This window comes from Paraburkholderia bannensis (assembly GCF_014200455.1).
GTDB lineage: Bacteria > Pseudomonadota > Gammaproteobacteria > Burkholderiales > Burkholderiaceae > Paraburkholderia > Paraburkholderia bannensis_A.
The window spans coordinates 249,647-265,649 of sequence record NZ_JACHBW010000002.1 but is presented as its reverse complement, the minus strand read 5'-3'; the positions used below and the strand labels follow the sequence as shown (position 1 = coordinate 265,649).

The 16,003-nt window shown below is 65.7% G+C and carries 14 protein-coding genes and 1 tRNA gene; 4 read left to right on the top strand and 11 right to left on the bottom strand.

The window, feature by feature from the left end:
• Nucleotides 1-42 precede the first annotated feature (42 nt).
• The 4 genes from mreC to rodA all read left to right on the top strand — a co-directional run bounded on the left by mreC (nt 43) and on the right by rodA (nt 5,398).
• Nucleotides 43-1,134 carry a rod shape-determining protein MreC gene (mreC, locus tag F4827_RS04205; protein ID WP_183721957.1) on the top strand — a complete coding sequence of 364 codons (1,092 nt, stop codon included), beginning with the start codon at nt 43-45 and terminating at the stop codon, nt 1,132-1,134.
• Nucleotides 1,134-1,646, top strand: coding sequence for a rod shape-determining protein MreD (gene mreD, locus F4827_RS04200; protein WP_183721954.1), 513 nt, complete (start codon nt 1,134-1,136; stop codon nt 1,644-1,646). The genes mreC and mreD overlap by 1 nt, the downstream gene beginning before the upstream one ends.
• Nucleotides 1,647-1,750: 104 nt before the next feature.
• Nucleotides 1,751-4,222 carry a penicillin-binding protein 2 gene (mrdA, locus tag F4827_RS04195; protein ID WP_183721951.1) on the top strand — a complete coding sequence of 824 codons (2,472 nt, stop codon included), beginning with the start codon at nt 1,751-1,753 and terminating at the stop codon, nt 4,220-4,222.
• A 9-nt stretch (nt 4,223-4,231) separates the two neighbouring features.
• On the top strand, nt 4,232-5,398 hold the full coding sequence (gene rodA / locus F4827_RS04190; protein WP_183721948.1) for a rod shape-determining protein RodA: 1,167 nt from the start codon (nt 4,232-4,234) through the stop codon (nt 5,396-5,398).
• A 66-nt stretch (nt 5,399-5,464) separates the two neighbouring features.
• Here the strand turns inward: rodA and F4827_RS04185 are convergent, their stop codons facing one another.
• The 11 genes from F4827_RS04185 to htpX all read right to left on the bottom strand — a co-directional run bounded on the left by F4827_RS04185 (nt 5,465) and on the right by htpX (nt 15,965).
• Nucleotides 5,465-6,181: a tetratricopeptide repeat protein gene (locus tag F4827_RS04185; protein WP_183721945.1), complete on the bottom strand. Its 717-nt coding sequence runs from the start codon at nt 6,179-6,181 to the stop codon at nt 5,465-5,467.
• Nucleotides 6,178-6,960, bottom strand: a complete 783-nt coding sequence (locus F4827_RS04180; protein WP_183721942.1) for an HpcH/HpaI aldolase/citrate lyase family protein — start codon at nt 6,958-6,960, stop codon at nt 6,178-6,180. Before F4827_RS04180 ends, F4827_RS04185 begins: the two co-directional genes overlap by 4 nt.
• Before the next feature lie 229 nt (nt 6,961-7,189).
• On the bottom strand, nt 7,190-7,633 hold the full coding sequence (gene queD / locus F4827_RS04175; protein ID WP_027815874.1) for a 6-carboxytetrahydropterin synthase QueD: 444 nt from the start codon (nt 7,631-7,633) through the stop codon (nt 7,190-7,192).
• Between the two features lie 40 nt (nt 7,634-7,673).
• Nucleotides 7,674-8,306: a 7-carboxy-7-deazaguanine synthase gene (gene queE, locus F4827_RS04170; protein WP_183721938.1), complete on the bottom strand. Its 633-nt coding sequence runs from the start codon at nt 8,304-8,306 to the stop codon at nt 7,674-7,676.
• Between the two features lie 253 nt (nt 8,307-8,559).
• A complete protein-coding gene (gene queC, locus F4827_RS04165; protein WP_183721935.1) occupies nt 8,560-9,294 on the bottom strand; it encodes a 7-cyano-7-deazaguanine synthase QueC in 735 nt (244 codons plus the stop codon).
• 259 nt (nt 9,295-9,553) lie between these two features.
• A tRNA-Phe gene (locus F4827_RS04160) sits at nt 9,554-9,629 on the bottom strand.
• 107 nt (nt 9,630-9,736) lie between these two features.
• On the bottom strand, nt 9,737-10,423 hold the full coding sequence (esaR, locus tag F4827_RS04155) for a response regulator transcription factor EsaR (RefSeq protein ID WP_167070476.1): 687 nt from the start codon (nt 10,421-10,423) through the stop codon (nt 9,737-9,739).
• Nucleotides 10,424-12,862: a PAS domain-containing sensor histidine kinase gene (locus F4827_RS04150; protein ID WP_183721931.1), complete on the bottom strand. Its 2,439-nt coding sequence runs from the start codon at nt 12,860-12,862 to the stop codon at nt 10,424-10,426.
• Nucleotides 12,852-13,442 (bottom strand): DUF4390 domain-containing protein, encoded by a 591-nt coding sequence (locus F4827_RS04145; RefSeq protein ID WP_183721928.1) that lies wholly within the window; start codon nt 13,440-13,442, stop codon nt 12,852-12,854. The genes F4827_RS04150 and F4827_RS04145 overlap by 11 nt, the downstream gene beginning before the upstream one ends.
• Nucleotides 13,439-14,911 (bottom strand): 16S rRNA (cytosine(967)-C(5))-methyltransferase RsmB, encoded by a 1,473-nt coding sequence (gene rsmB, locus F4827_RS04140; protein WP_183721924.1) that lies wholly within the window; start codon nt 14,909-14,911, stop codon nt 13,439-13,441. Before rsmB ends, F4827_RS04145 begins: the two co-directional genes overlap by 4 nt.
• A gap of 196 nt (nt 14,912-15,107) precedes the next feature.
• Complete coding sequence (gene htpX / locus F4827_RS04135) at nt 15,108-15,965, bottom strand: zinc metalloprotease HtpX (RefSeq protein ID WP_183721922.1); 858 nt, start codon at nt 15,963-15,965, stop codon at nt 15,108-15,110.
• Nucleotides 15,966-16,003 lie beyond the last annotated feature (38 nt).

Below are 16,003 nucleotides of genomic sequence, written 5' to 3'. Positions count from 1 at the left end.
ACCGTTAGTTTCACCGAACCGCATACGCCCCCGGCGCAGACCATGGAATACAGTCCGCCGCCTCTGTTCAAGCAGGGCCCCTCGGCACTCGCACGGCTGCTCTTCTTCGTCGTGCTGTCGATCGCGCTGCTGATCTCCGACGCGCGCTTCAAGACACTGGAAGTCGTGCGCGGCGTGCTTGGCGCCGGCCTCTATCCGCTGCAACGCGCAGCGCTCGTGCCGCGCGACCTCTTTATGGGCGCCGCCGATCTGGCCGTCACCAGCGCCTCGCTGCGCCAGGACAATGCGCAGCTTCACGCGCGCAATCTCCAGCTTTCGCAGCAGGCCAACCAGGCCGCCTCGCTGGCTGCCGAAAACATTCATCTGCGCGCGCTGCTGCAGCTTTCGCAACGCATCGGCGCCCCCACGACGCCCGCCGAAATCCAGTACGACACGCGCGACCCGTTCACGCAGAAAGTCGTGATTGGCGGCGGCTCGCAGCAAGGCGTGCAAAACGGCGCGCCCGTGCTCAGCGAAGACGGTGTGATCGGCCAGGTCACGCGGGTATTTCCGATGCAGTCCGAAGTGACGCTCGTGACCGACAAGGACCAGGCCGTACCGGTCGAGGTCGTGCGCACGGGTCTGCGCAGCGTGATCTACGGCACCGCCAAGGGCGATCTGCTCGATCTGCGTTTCGTGCCGATCAGCGCCGATCTGCAGACCGGCGACGAACTCGTCACGAGCGGCCTCGACGGTGTCTATCCGCAAGGCTTGCCGGTCGCCAAGGTGATCCGCGTCGACAAGCAGGCCGATACCGCATTCGCGCGCGTGGTCTGTGCGCCGCTGGCCGCCGTGCGCGGGGCGCGCCAGGTGCTGGTGCTGCATTTCGTGCGCCAGGTGCCGCCGAATCCGGTCGAAGCTGCCGACGCAGCCGCAGCGGCCGCCGCTGCCGAAGCCAAGGACGCGAAGAAAAAGGCCGCCAGGGGCGCGGACAAAAAGGCGGACGACAAATCGAAGGCCGCCGCGCCGGCCGCCGCCGCCAAGCCGGCCGCAAGCGCGCCGCAGGCGGCGCAGCCAGCCGCGCCGGCCAAAGCGCCGGATAAAGCAGCGGCTAAAGCGCCCGCCAAGGCGCCCGCAGCACAAGGGGGCCATTGATGGCGCGTCCGCAATACATCCTCCAGCCGGTCAACCCGTACTTCATCGCCTTTAGCCTGGCGGCGGCGTTCCTGCTGAACCTGCTGCCCTGGGGCAAGCTGCCCGGCGTGCCCGATTTCGTCGCGGTCGTCTTGTTGTTCTGGAACATCCATCAGCCGCGCAAGGTGGGCATGGGCATCGCCTTCTGCCTCGGCCTGCTGATGGACGTGCACAACGCGAATCTGCTCGGCGAGCACGCGCTCGCCTACACTTTGCTCTCGTTCGGCGCGATCACCATTCACCGCCGCGTGCTGTGGATGTCGCTGGGCGTGCAGATGTTCGCCGTCATGCCGATGCTGGTGGGCACGCAGGTCGTGCCCTTTGTGATTCGCCTCGTGATGGGCGCATCCTTCCCCGGCTGGGGCTATCTGATCAGCGGCTTCGTGGAAGCCGTGCTGTGGCCGCTCACCAGCCTGTTGCTGCTGCTGCCGCAGCGCCGCCCCGTCGATCCCGACGATACGCGGCCCATCTGAGCGGCTTCGCGCCGCTCACCGTTGAAAGTCGCAACCGATGACCATCTCTTCCTACCGGCCCGCCGCAGCGCACGCGCGAGGCGCGGGCTCTGGCGTGTGAGCGCATGACCGAATTCAAGGACACCCAGCAGCAGCTCACGAAATACCGCCTGCGCGTCGCCGCGGCGGGACTGTTCGTGTTCGTCTGCTTCGGGCTGATCGCGTTCCGCTTCCTCTACCTGCAGGTCTGGAACCACAGCAAGTACTCGCTGCAAGCCGACGAGAACCGCATTTCCGTCGCGCCCATCGTGCCCAATCGCGGCATCATCATGGACCGCAACGGCGTGGTGCTGGCGAAGAACTACTCCGCGTACACGCTGGAAATCACGCCCTCGAAGCTCACCGACACGCTCGACAACACGATCGACCAGCTCTCGACCGTGATCCCGATCGATGCGCGCGATCGCCGCCGCTTCAAGAAGCTGCTCGAAGACTCGAAGAACTTCGAGAGCCTGCCGATCCGCACCCGCCTGAGCGACGACGAAGTCGCCCGCTTCACGGCCCAGCGCTTCCGCTTCCCCGGCGTCGAAGTGCGCGCGCGCCTGTTCCGCCAGTACCCGCTTGGTCCCACGGCCGCGCATGTGATCGGCTATATCGGCCGGATTTCGCAGCGCGACCAGGAGCGCATCGACGACCTCTCGGACAAGAACGACAGCGATCCCGAGCACTACGATCCGCGCCTGGACGCCAACAACTACAACGGCACCGACTACATCGGCAAGATCGGCGTCGAGCAGAGCTATGAAACCGAGCTGCACGGCCTGACCGGTTTCGAGGAAGTGGAAGTGACGGCAGGCGGGCGCCCGGTGCGCACGCTGTCGCGCACCCAGGCCACGCCCGGCAACAACCTCGTGCTGTCGATCGACATCGGTCTGCAGCAGGTCGCGGAACAGGCCTTCGCGGGCAAGCGCGGTGCGCTGGTGGCGATCGAGCCGTCGACCGGCGACATTCTCGCCTTCGTCTCCGCGCCCAGCTTCGACCCGAATTCTTTCGTCGACGGCATCGACCAGCAGACCTGGGACGAGCTCAACAATTCGCCGGATCACCCGCTGCTCAACCGTCCGCTGCACGGCACCTATCCGCCGGGCTCGACCTACAAGCCGTTCATGGCGCTCGCCGCGCTCACGCTGCACAAGCGCACGCCGGGCTGGGGCTTCTCGGATCCGGGCTACTACATGTTCGGCGGCCACCGCTTCAACAACGACGTGCGTTCGGGCCAGGGCTGGGTCGACATGAACCGCGCGATCATGGTGTCGAACGACACCTACTTCTTCATGCTGGCGCACGACCTGGGCGTGGACGCCATCGCCGGCTTCATGAAGCCGCTGGGCTTTGGCCAGTTGACCGGCATCGACATCGCGGGCGAGGCGCGCGGCATCCTGCCCTCGACCGAATGGAAGAGGAAGGCGTACAAGAAGCCCGAGCAGCAGAGGTGGTACGAAGGTGAAACGATCAGTCTGGGCATCGGCCAGGGCTACAACTCGTTCACCATCCTGCAGCTCGCGCACGCCACGGCCACGCTCGCCGACAACGGCATTCTGATGAAGCCTCACCTCGTGAAGGAAATCGAGAATCCGATCACGAAGGAGGAGCATCTGACCGTGCCGAGCGAAAGCGGCCGACTCGACGTCAAGCAGTCCGATATCGACGTGGTGAAGCGCGGCATGGAAAACGTGACGATGAATCCGTCGGGCACGGCGTACAAGCTGTTCCAGAACGCGCCCTACACGTCGGCGGGCAAGACCGGTACGGCGCAGGTGTACTCGCTGCAAGGCGCGAAGTACCAGGCGCACGCGGTCGCCGAACATCTGCGCGACCACGCGCTGTTCACGGCATTCGCGCCGGTCGACAAGCCGCAGATCGCGCTCGCGCTGATCGTCGAAAACGGCGGTTGGGGTGCGCAGTCCGCCGGCCCGATCGCGCGCCGCGTGCTCGACTACTGGCTCGTCGATCGTCTGAAGCCGGGTGCCGAGCAGGCCGCCGTGGCGGCCGCGGCGTCGGCGACGCAGGATGCGTCCGCGCCCGTGATCGGCCAGCCGCCGCAGGGGGCTTCGTCTTCAGCGGCTTCGGCGGCCTCCGCCGCAACCGCTGCGTCGGTCGCTGCGTCGGTCGCTGCGACGCCGCTCGCGGCGCAAGTAAAGGTGGCAGCGGGCTTCACGCCGCTGCCCATTCCGGGCGCGGCCGAAGCCGCCGCAGCTTCGGCGGCCGCTGCGGCATCCGCCGCTTCCGCTGCCCAGGCTGCATCGGATGCGAACGCCGCTTCGGGCGTCAAAGCCGACGCCCAATCCGGCAAGGCGCACGCAGCAGCGCCAGCGGCCCGATCCGCAGCACCCGAAGTCTCGACCGACGCCGTGAATGGCGGCACCGGCAGCAAGGCCCATGACGCCGACGACACCCCCGCCCAGCGTCCCGCCGCCGCATCCTTGCCGCGCCATTTCGGCCCCGGCCCGCATCGTCCGCGCCGCCCCGCCAGCGCGCCCGAAGCGGCTACGCTCGCGCCGCCGCCCAAGCCCGCCACGGGCGGCATCGACGAGTAAGGAACCACCATGCCTCTCCTCCAGTTCGACAAGATCGACAAGCGCGCCGTGCTCGACGCGCTGCGCAAGATGTTCCTCGGCTTCGACCGCCCGCTCGCGCTCACGGTGTTCCTGCTGCTGTGCGTGGGCATCGTCACGCTCTACAGCGCGAGCCTGGATGTGCCGGGCCGCGTCGAGGACCAGTTGCGCAACATCATGCTCACCTTCGTGCTGATGTGGGGTCTCGCCAATGTGCCGCCCAACACGCTGATGCGCTTCGCGGTGCCGATCTACTCCTTTGGTATCGCGTTACTGATTGCGGTTGCCGCGTTCGGCCTGACGCGCAAGGGCGCGAAGCGCTGGATCAATGTGGGCGTGGTGATCCAGCCGTCGGAGATTCTCAAGATCGCCACGCCGCTGATGCTGGCCTGGTATTACCAGCGCCGCGAAGGCGTGATGCGCTGGTACGACTTCCTGGTGGGCTTCATCATCCTGCTCGTGCCGGTTGGCCTGATCGCCAAGCAGCCCGACCTGGGCACCGCCGTGCTGGTGTTCGCCTCGGGCTTCTTCGTGATCTATTTCGCGGGCCTGTCGTTCAAGCTGATCGTGCCGGTGCTGATCGCGGGCATTATCGCGGTGGCCTCGATCGCCGCGTTCCAGGACAAGATCTGCCAGCCGCAGGTGAACTGGCCGCTCATGCACGATTACCAGAAGCACCGCATCTGCACGCTGCTCGACCCCACCTCCGACCCGCTCGGCAAGGGCTTCCATACGATTCAGGCGGTGATTGCGATCGGCTCGGGCGGCCCGCTCGGCAAGGGCTGGCTCAAGGGCACGCAGTCGCATCTGGAGTTCATCCCCGAAAAGCACACCGACTTCATCTTCGCGGTGTTCTCGGAGGAATTCGGCATGGTGGGCGGCATCGTGCTGCTCACGCTCTACATGTGTCTGATCGCGCGCGGGCTGTATATCGCCGCCAACGGCGCGACCTTGTTCGGGCGCTTGCTGGCCGGCTCGCTGACGATGGCGTTCTTCACCTACGCGTTCGTGAACATCGGCATGGTGAGCGGGATTCTGCCCGTGGTGGGCGTGCCGCTGCCCTTCATGAGCTACGGCGGCACGGCGCTCACGACGCTGGGCATCGCCATCGGGCTGATCATGAGCGTCGGGCGGCAGAAGCGGCTTATGCAGAGCTGATTCTCGCCACGCCTAAAAACAAAACGCGCCGGCTTCGACCGGCGCGTTTTCGTTTCAGGCCGTCCCTTATTGGGGCTGCGCCGGGGCGTTCTTCATCAGTTGCGCGCTCAACTGCTGGAATTTCAGGCGCGCAACCGGATCGCCCTGCGCCGCCGCTGCCGCATAGTAGGCGCGCGCGACGTTGAGGTTCTTCGGCACGCCGTCGCCACCGCGTTCGTAGAACGAGCCGGTCACGTATTGCGCGGTCATGTCGCCGCCCTCGGCGGCCTTCTTGTACCAGTAGAACGCCTGTTTGTTGTCGCGCCCGGTACCGCGTCCGTCGAGAAACTGGTTCGCCAGCGCCAGTTCGGCCTGCACGTGGCCCTGCTTCGCGGCCTTGAGGAACCATTGGTGCGCCTCGACCGGATTGCGGTCGACGAAATCGCCATCGTCGAACATCTTGCCGTACACGTACTGGGCGTGGGACATGTTGGCGTCGGCGGCCTTGTGCAGCCACTTGCGGCCCTCGCTCACATCGGCGGCCCCGCCTTCGCCGTTGAGCAGCATCATCGCGTAGTTGAATTGCGCGAGGCGATTGCCGTGGGCTGCCGCGCTCTGGAATTCCGTGCGCGCCACGCCCAGATTACCGGCGTTGTAGTCGGCGACGGCATTGGCCGTCTGCGGATCGGACTCCGCGCTCACCGAGGGCTGGCCGCCCGTACCCGCGGCACTTGCCGCACCGCTCGCGCCGGCCAGTGTCATCGTCAATGCCAGCGCGGCAAATACTGCTTTCGAGCGCTTCATGCCCGTGCCTCCTGCAGCGCCTGGCGCGTGGCGCGCAACAGCCAGAGCACATCGGCGGCCAGCGCGATAAAGGAAAAACCCATCTCGCGATACAGCTTCGCCTGCGCGGCGTCCATCGCGAAGATGCCCGAGGCCACACCCGCCGCGCGCGCCGCCGCGACGACGCGCGTCATCGCGGCGCTCACATCGGCGTGCTTCGCGTCGCCCAGATGGCCAAGGCTCGCGGCCAGATCCGCCGGGCCGACGAACAGGCAATCGACGCCCGGCACCGCGGCGATTTTCTCGACTTCGGCCAGCGCCGCCGCCGATTCGATCTGCACGATCGCGGCGATCTGCGCATTCGCGCCCTGCAGATAGTCGCGCCGCATGCCATATGCCGCCGCGCGCACCGCGCCGGCCACGCCGCGCTGGCCGTTCGGCGTCTTCGCATCGGGATATTGGGTGTAGCTCACCACGCGGGCGGCTTCCTCGGCCGAAGCCACGTTGGGGAACATCACTGTGCGCACGCCCGCGTCGAGCACGCGCTTGACGAGCCACGGCTCGTTGGCCGGCACGCGCACCACGGGCTCGGTCGGCAGATGCGCCGCCGCGATCGCGCGCAGTTGCGCGAAGATGTCGCCGCTATCGTTGGGCGCGTGCTCCATGTCGATCAGCAGCCAGTCGAAACCGGCATGCGCAAGCGCCTCGGCCGCGGTTTCGCTGCCCATCGACAGCCACAGGCCGAACAAGGGCTCGGCTAGCTGAAGCCGTTCCTTGAGGGGATTGGTGAAGGTACTCATCGCCGTGCTCCCGGCGAGTCAGCGCAACGCGCGTCACGCGGGCCCAGGCGGCCCGGCAGCGCCACGGCCGGCATGTCTCGCTTTCGTTATGCGTCGTTGTATGTGGGCCGCGCCGCTAACGGCGGGCCCTTGCGAAAGCGATCATACCGCGCCAAAAGTACGCAGGCCGGGTGGAAAACCCGGCCTTGCGCGGCGCTTGAAGAACGGCCATGCGCCGTCGTCAGCGGCGTCAGTCGCGGATGACTTCGGCCCAGCAATTCGGCGTTTCGTACAGGCGCACCTTGTGCAACTGCAGATTCACGCCGTAGTGCGCGTCATAGACGTTCGCGAGGATCTCGAACGCGATGGCGGCAAGGTTCTCCACGGTCGGGATGCGATCGATCACGACGGTCTTGTGGCCCGGCAGCGTTTCGAGGAAACCGCGCACCTGCGTGTCGCCTTCGAAGACGAGGAAGGCGTGATCCCACAGATCGACGAGATGCTGGTTCGCGAGCGCTTTCACGTCGGCGAAATCCATCACCATGCCGCGGTCGGGCGCGCCTTCGGTCTCGACGGTATCGCCTTGCAGCGTGATTTCGAGCACATAGCGATGGCCGTGCAGATTCCTGCACTGGCTGCGGTGGTCGGGAATGCGGTGGCCCGCATCGAATTCGAGTTTTCGGGTGATCGTCAGCACGGCTGCTTCAGCGGAAAAAGGCAAAATCGAGGGTTGCTCAGGGAATATTCAGGTACTTGTGCGTCTGCATCGACAGGCGCCATTGCGGATGGCGCTTGCACCAGTCGATCGCAAGCTTCGTGTTCAGGTCGCGCGAAGGACCGTCCATCGGCTGAACGAGGTAATACTCGAAGTCGAGCTTCGCGTAATCGGCCAGACGCTGGTTGTCCTGCGGCACCACGACCTTGAGTTCGTTGCCTTTGGTCACCACGAGCGGCGCGTCGGCTTTCGGGCTCACGCAGATCCAGTCGATGGTTTCCAGCACCGGCAGCGAACCGTTGGTTTCGATGGCGATTTCGAAGCCCGCCGCGTGCAGCGCATCCACGAACGGCGGGTCGATCTGCAGCATCGGCTCGCCGCCCGTGCAGACCACGAAGCGGTTGCCCTCGCCTTCGGGCCACAGCGAAGCGATCATCGCGACCAGTTCCTCGGGCGTACGGAATTTGCCGCCGTTCTCGCCGTCGGTGCCGACGAAATCGGTGTCGCAGAAGCGGCACTGCGCGCTCTCACGGTCTTCCTCGCGGCCCGACCACAGATTGCAGCCGGCGAACCGGCAAAACACGGCCGGACGCCCGGCGTTCGCGCCTTCGCCCTGCAACGTATAGAAGATTTCCTTTACCGCGTAAGTCATGCTGCTGCCTGGTTTGATACCTGTGTTGCCTGATCGTGATTCAACAGGGAATCACGAGGCGTCGACGGGAAGGCTCGTGGGGAGCCGGTGCTTGCGGGCGTTATTGTGTCGTGTTTGCGGCGGGTCTGCCTGGCGACCGCATTTTTTGCCGCTCGATCTTCACTCGATCGCACGAAGGGCGCTGCCCGTGCGCCGCTTCGTTTTATGCATCGTCTGTCTTGCAGGTTCCGGCGTTGCCGGGGCTCGCCGGCCCTCAGACCGGCGCTTCCGTGACTTGCTCGCCTGCCAGGTAAGCTTCGTAGCCGCGCTTGCGCAGCTTGCAGGCCGGGCATTCGCCGCAGCCGAAGCCCCATGCGTGCAGCTCGGCGCGCTCGCCCAGATAGCAGGTATGGGTTTCCACACGTACCAGTTCGACCAGCGCCTCGCCGCCCAGTTGCTCGGCGAGTCGCCATGTATCGGCCTTGTCGAGCCACATCAGCGGCGTTTCCAGCACGAAGCGCGTGTCCATGCCCAGATTGAGCGCGACCTGCAGCGCTTTCATGGTGTCGTCGCGGCAATCGGGGTAGCCGGAGAAGTCGGTCTCGCACATGCCGCCCACCAGCACGCGCAGGCCACGACGGTAAGCGATGGCCGCCGCGATCTGCATGAACATCAGGTTGCGGCCCGGCACGAAGGTGTTCGGCAGACCGCTTGCGGCCGTTTCGATCTCGATTTCGCGCGTCATGGCGGTATCGCTGATCGAGCCGAGCACCGAAAGATCGATCATATGATCTTCGCCGAGACGTTCGGCCCAGTCGGGGAACTCGCGCGCGATGGCGGCGCGAAAGCCCTCACGGCACTCCAGTTCGACACGATGGCGCTGGCCGTAATCGAAGCCGAGCGTTTCGACCGTGTCGTATTGGTTCAGTGCCCACGCGAGGCACGTTGCCGAGTCCTGGCCGCCGGAAAACAGCACGAGCGCGCCGTTCCTGGTTTCTGTTCGAGTCACCGTGAAACTCCGAGTTGAGAGGTTCCGCGCGGTCGCGAGCCTTTGAAACCCGCCGGGCGGACCGGCCCGGGCTCTCGCCGGCCGGCCCAAGCAGTATAGGCCGCAGCCCTGGCGCCGATATCGGCGCCACTTTATACCGCTGATATCCGGTTACCGTGCACCGGCTCGACCAGAACAACCGGGAGACGCTGCAAGAAACCGGGGACCGCCAATGAAAAAGCCCCAGGAATCTTGCGATCTCCTGGGGCTCTACAAATTCTGGTGGCCTGGGTCGGAATCGAACCAACGACACGCGGATTTTCAATCCGCTGCTCTACCAACTGAGCTACCGGGCCAACGAAGAAGGGAAAGTATAGGGGCTTTTCTCGCCCTGCGCAAGCCCTTTCTCAAAACTTTTCGAAAAGACTCGCGACCGGGCGCGTGGGACGCGGTGAGCCGCGCCTCACTCGCCTTTGCTCTTGCCGAGATCGACGCCAAGCTGCTTGAGCTTGCGATACAGGTGCGTGCGCTCAAGGCCGGTCTTTTCAGCCACGCGCGTCATGCTGCCGTTCTCGCGCGCGAGGTGGTATTCGAAGTAGGCGCGCTCGAATGCATCGCGGGCGTCACGCAACGGAATATCGAACGAGATCGAAGCCGTCTGCGCCGCATTCACGCCCGGCGAATCGCCGCCCAGCACCGGCAGCGCGGCCGCCGAGGCCACCACGGCCGGGCCGCCGGCAGCGGGCTTGGCGCCAGGCGCGCCAGCAGCCGGCGCTTGCGCCGCCGTGCCGCGCGCCAGACCCTGCTCGACCGCCTTGAGCAGCTTTTGCAGCGCGATCGGTTTTTCAAGGAAGTTGAGCGCGCCGATCTTGGTCGCCTCCACCGCCGTGTCGATCGTCGCATGCCCCGACATCATGATGACGGGCATCGACAACTGACCTTGCGCCGCCCACTCCTTGAGGAGCGTGACGCCATCGGTGTCCGGCATCCAGATATCGAGCAGCACCAGGTCCGGCACCTGACGCTGACGGAATTCACGCGCCTGCTGCGCGTCCTCCGCGAGTTCCACGACGTGTCCTTCGTCGCTGAGGATCTCCGAGAGCAATTCCCGGATGCCCATTTCATCGTCTACCACCAGGATGGTTGCCATTTACGCTGCCCTTGTCTGCACTGTTGCTTTTGTTCCTTGCCCGGCTGCCCGCGCACGGTCATCGCCCGGTTTGCCGCTGGTGACGGCACCCGGGGCGGTGTCGTCCGCCAGCTGGAGAAAGAGAATCGAGATCTGCGCGCCTTCTATCACATCGCCCGCTTTCATGCGATTGCGAATGTCGATGCGCGCGCCGTGCTCATCGACGATCTTCTTGACCATCGCAAGCCCGAGTCCTGTTCCTTTGGCCTTGGTCGTCACATAGGGTTCAAACGCGCGCGTGAGAATTCGCGCGGGAAAACCCGGCCCGTTGTCCGAGACCGTGAGACGCACCGCGACGCGCGTGCGCCCGTCCGCGTCCGGATCGCCGTATTCTACGGCCCGCGTCTCCAGCGTCACACGAGGCGTGGCGATGTCGCCCACCGCGTCCTGCGCGTTCTGCAGCAGGTTGTGGATCACCTGGCGCAATTGCGTGGCGTCGCCGCGTATCACCGGCAGATCCGACAGCTCGACCTTGATCGTGCTCTTGTGCTCTTCCGCGCCGTAGAGCGTGAGCACTTCGCTCACCAGGTCGTTCAGCTGCAGGCTCGCGAGCACCGCCGGAGGCGTGCGCGCGTAGTCGCGGAAGTTGTCGACCATCTGCTTCATCGCCGCGACCTGATTCACGATGGTGGTTGCGCCGCGCTTGAGCACTTCGGCGTCGGCGGGCGCGAGCTTGTCGGTGAGCTTCATCTGCAGGCGTTCGGCCGACAGCTGAATCGGCGTAAGCGGATTCTTGATCTCGTGCGCGAGACGCCGCGCGACTTCACCCCATGCGACCGAACGCTGCGCCGAGATCACGTCCGAAATATCGTCGAACACCACCACATAGCCCGAGGTCTGCATGTCGCCGGCATCGCGGCCCGTGTCCGAGACGAGACGCGCGCCGCGCACGAGCAGCGTGAGCGGATCGGTTTCGCCCGCAACGGGCACCGAGAACTGCTGCTGCCAGTGGCCGCGATCGACGTCGTTGAGTTCGCCGTGGCTGCGCGACGCTTCCTGGTCGGCGAAGGCCTTGCGCACGATCGCTGCGAAGTCGCCCAATGCGGCCACGTGATCGATCGGCAGACCGAGCTGCGTCTCGAACGGATGACGGAAGATGCGTTCCGCGCCCGGGTTCGCCGTGGTCAGACGGAACTGCCGGTCGAACACGAACACGCCCGCCGTGAGATTGGCGAGGATGCTTTCGAGATACGCCTTCGAATGTTCGAGCGCGACGCGGTTCTTTTCGACCGCGAGCCGCGCTTCGGAGAGCTGGCGCGTCATCGCGTTGAAGGACTGCGTGAGGAAGCCCAGCTCGTCGCGCGACTTGATTTCGCGTTTGGGCGTGTAGTCGCCCTCGGTCACTTCCTTGGTGCCCTGCGCGAGCAGGAACAGCGGCCGCGCGAGCTGGTTGCCGAGCGCGAGCGCCAGCATCATCGCCACGAAGGTCGCGAGAAACAGCGCAAGCGTCAGCGTGCCGATGTACATCTTGCGCAGGCCCGTACGGCCGAGCGCTTTTTCCTGGTATTCGCGATAGGCGCGCTGCACGGCGTCCGCGTTGCGCGCGAGCGCCGCGGGCACGGGCTGCTCCAGCTGCAGGAAGCGCTCGACAGGTTGCAGGTCGGTGGTGTTGCCATCGGGAATGCGCGTCACCACGCGCAGCCTCAAAGCGCCCTTTGGACCGTGCAGACGCGGGTCGCCATCGACTTCGCCTTCGATCGCGGCATAGCCGCGTCCGCGCGCCTGATCGATCATCATCTGACTCGGCAGATCGGCCGGCATCAGCGACGAGAAGTTGCTCGATGCCTGTGCAACGACATGCATGTCCGGCGCCGCGCCCGACATGCTGCGCACCGGCTCGACGATGGTGGCGTCCTGCACGCCGAACTGATCGCGCGCGCGCAGCAGCGTAAGCGTGGTGCCTGCCGAATCGCCGTTGGCGATCTGCTCGGCCATCAGGCGGCCCTTGGTCTGCAGATCGGAGAGCGAAGCGTCCAGCATGCCGCGCCCGAGATTGAGGCCCGCCGTGAGTGCGGTTTCCACGTTCACGTCGAACCACGATTCGATCGAGCGCGACACGAACTGGTAGGACACGATGTAGATGATGCCGCCCGGCACCACGCCCACCAGCGCGAAGAAAAACGCGAGCTTGGCAAGTAATCGCGTGCCGAACTTGCCGCGCCGCAAGCGCACCGCGATCACGATCACGAGCGCCGTCACCACCGACAGGAAGATGATGGCGACGCCGATATTGGCGGCGTAGAGCCAGCCGTAATAGCGGTCGAAGAATTCGGTGTTGGCGCTCGCGGCGGCGAGCAGCACGAGCAGCAGCGTCGCGGTGAGCGCGACGGTCGACACCAGCAGCCTGACGACGAAGCTGCTGAAGCTGCCTCCGGTGGCGCGGCGCACTTTATCTAGCACGATCGGTCACCGTGAAGCTGAAGCGCTTCCAGTCGGAAGCGAGATTCCAGTCGCGGTTGTTGACCGCATCGATCTGGAAAGGCTTGGGCATGAGCGCCACGTCGAGTTGCATGCGCACCGACGCCGTATAGGTCTCGCCCGAATGCACCTGATTGCGCTCGATCACGTGCCAGGACGTGACGTGCTTGATGACCGCGAGTGCGTCAGAGAGCGTCGAAAAGCCGAGCTGCAGACCGCCGCTCGATACGCGGTACTCGCGCGTGAGCGGCTGGAACGACAGGCGAATGCTTTGCGACACGCTCACGGGCTGTTCGTCGAACCAGTACCAGCGCGGGCGCGTGATTTCGAAGTCGGTGGTGAAGTAGAGCGGAATGCCCTTGTTGACCGCGTCTTCCAGACTGCTGTTGAGCTCGAAATCGAAGCGGGCGTCGAGGCTCCAGCCGGTGCCGTCGGCCTGCAGCGACGCGCGCTGCACCGAAATCGAATCGGCGCGCGCAGGCGTGACGGCGAACATGCCGAAGGCCAGCGCGAGCCAGATCAAAGCCGCGAAGCGCAGCGGGAAGAAGCGTTTGATGGTCACCGTTTCTGAAAGCGCGCGTAGAAGAAACCGTCGTGATCTGCGGTGCGATCGGGAACGGGGCTGGCATTCGTGCCGATGGGGCTAGCCACATCGGCTTCACGCCCGGCAGGCAGCAGCTGCCCCGGAGCATCCAATCGTACCGCATCCGCGTGGGTACTTTCAAACCAGCGCGCCTGATCCTCGCCTTCCTCGGGGAAGATCGAGCAGGTCACGTAGAGCAGTTCGCCGCCCGGTTTGAGCAGACTCCACAGCGCATCGACGATGCGGCGCTGCTCCTGCGCGAGCGCGGCGATGTCGCTTGCGCGGCGCAGCCAGCGAATATCGGGATGGCGTCGCACGATGCCCGATGCCGAACACGGCACGTCCGCGAGAATGCGGTCGAATAGTTGACCGTCGAACCATGCGTCGGGCACACCCGCATCGCCGATTACGACGCGTGCGCCTTGCGTTGCTTCATCGCCCTGCGCGAAGCCCAGCCGCACGAAGTTTTCGCCGATGCGCGCCGCGCGTACGGCATCGCTTTCCAGCGCGACCAGATCGATGTCGGCGAGTTCGAGCAGATGGCCGCTCTTGCCGCCAGGCGCGGCGCACGCATCGAGCACGCGCATGCCGTCGCGCACGCCGAGCGCCGGTGCGGCCAGCTGCGCGCCCGCGTCCTGCACGGAAACGTCGCCCGCCATGAAGCCCGGAATGCGATCGACCGGCAGCGGCGCAGCCAGGCGCACGGCGTAGTCGCCGACCTGCGTTGCCGCGATGTTTTCGTCAGCGAGGCGCTTGAGGTAGTCGGCGGTATTGGTGCGGCGCGCGTTCACGCGCAGCGTGAGCGGCCCGTGCGTGTTGCCCGCTTCGAGAATCGCCTGCCACTGATCGGGCCACGCGCGGCGGATCGCGTTGATCCACCACTGCGGATAGTTCCAGCGCGCGACTTCATCGGCGTGCGCTGCCGCAAGCGCCGTTTCACGCTCGCGCAGGAAGCCGCGCAGCACGGCGTTCACGAGACCCTTCGCGAAGGCGGCGTCGCGGCGCGCGCCGATCGCGCGCACGGCCTGATCAACCACGGTGAAGGGCGTGTAGGCGGCGTGCGCCTCATCGTCGACGAGCAGCGCCAGCGCGCACGCGAGCAGGTTCAACACGGGCGGCGGCGGCGCCTTGCTCACGCGCTGCTTGATCAGGTAGTCCACGATGCCCAGACGCCGCATCGTGCGATAGGCGATGTCCTGCACCGCGCCGCGCGCCGTCGACGCGACTTCGGCGGGCAGGGCCGCGAAGGCGCTCGAAAGCGCCGCCGGCAGCGCCGCACCCGCGCGCACTGCGGCGACGGCCTGGGCCGCCTGGTCGAGCGCGAAGCCAAGCGAGTCGGGGGCCAGATGCACGGCCGTGCCGGACTTCGACGCGCCCGGGTGCGCACCGCGATGTTGAGAGCGCGATGAACCGGAACCGGACGGGCGGCGGGGAGAGCTGGATGTCATGGAGAAACCGGAAAGCAGGCCGCACCGAAGCGCGGCGAATAAGGCATGAGCGGGAACGCAAGCGAGCCATTGTAGCGTGGCGCGGGCGCAACGCCGGTCAGGCGCAGTCGCACCAATCCGGCAACGCGTTCCACGCGCAAAGAAAAAGGGCAGACCACGTGGTCTGCCCTTCCGTGCAAGGTGCGACAAGGCTGTCTTACTCGAAGCGGCCCGTACGCGCCATTTCCATCAGACGCGCAATGCGTTCTTCCGTGGCCGGGTGCGTCGAGAACAGATTGGCGATTGCGCCGCCCGCCAGCGGATTCATGATCATCATCTGCGCGGTGGCCGGATGCTGCTCGGCGGCCGGGAACGGAATGCCCTGCGCGTAGCGATGAATCTTGTCGAGCGCCGAAGCCAGCGCCTGCGGATCGCCCGAAATCTGCGCGCCGCCGCGATCGGCTTCGAATTCGCGCGCACGCGAAATCGCCATCTGGATCAGCGCGCCCGCGATCGGCGCGAGCAGCGCCACGGCAATGCCTGCGATCGGGTTGGCGGGACGGCCGTTTTCGTCGCGGCCGCCAAAGAACATCGCGAAGTTGGCGATCGCCGAAATCGCGCCGGCCATCGTCGCCGAAATCGTCGAGATCAGGATGTCGCGGTGCTTCACGTGCGCCAGCTCGTGCGCCATCACCCCGCGCATTTCGCGCTCGGAGAGCACGCGCAGGATGCCGGTGGTCGCGGCCACCGCTGCGTGCTCGGGATTGCGGCCGGTGGCGAACGCGTTGGGCGCGTCTTCGTTGATCAGGTAGACGCGCGGCATCGGAAGGTTCGCGCGCGTGGCCAGTTCGCGGACCATGCGGTAGAACTGCGGCGCGGTGGTTTCATCGACTTCCTGCGCGTTGTACATGCGCAGGACCATCTTGTCCGAAAACCAGTACGAAAAGAAGTTCATGCCAAGCGCGATCAGCAGCGCCAGCATCATGCCGCTGCGCCCGCCAATCATGCCGCCGATGACGATGAAAAGGGCCGTAATCGCGGCCATCAACATCGCGGTTTTGACCCAGTTGAACATGTTCTGTGCTCCTTCACCCATCAAATAACGAATCGGTC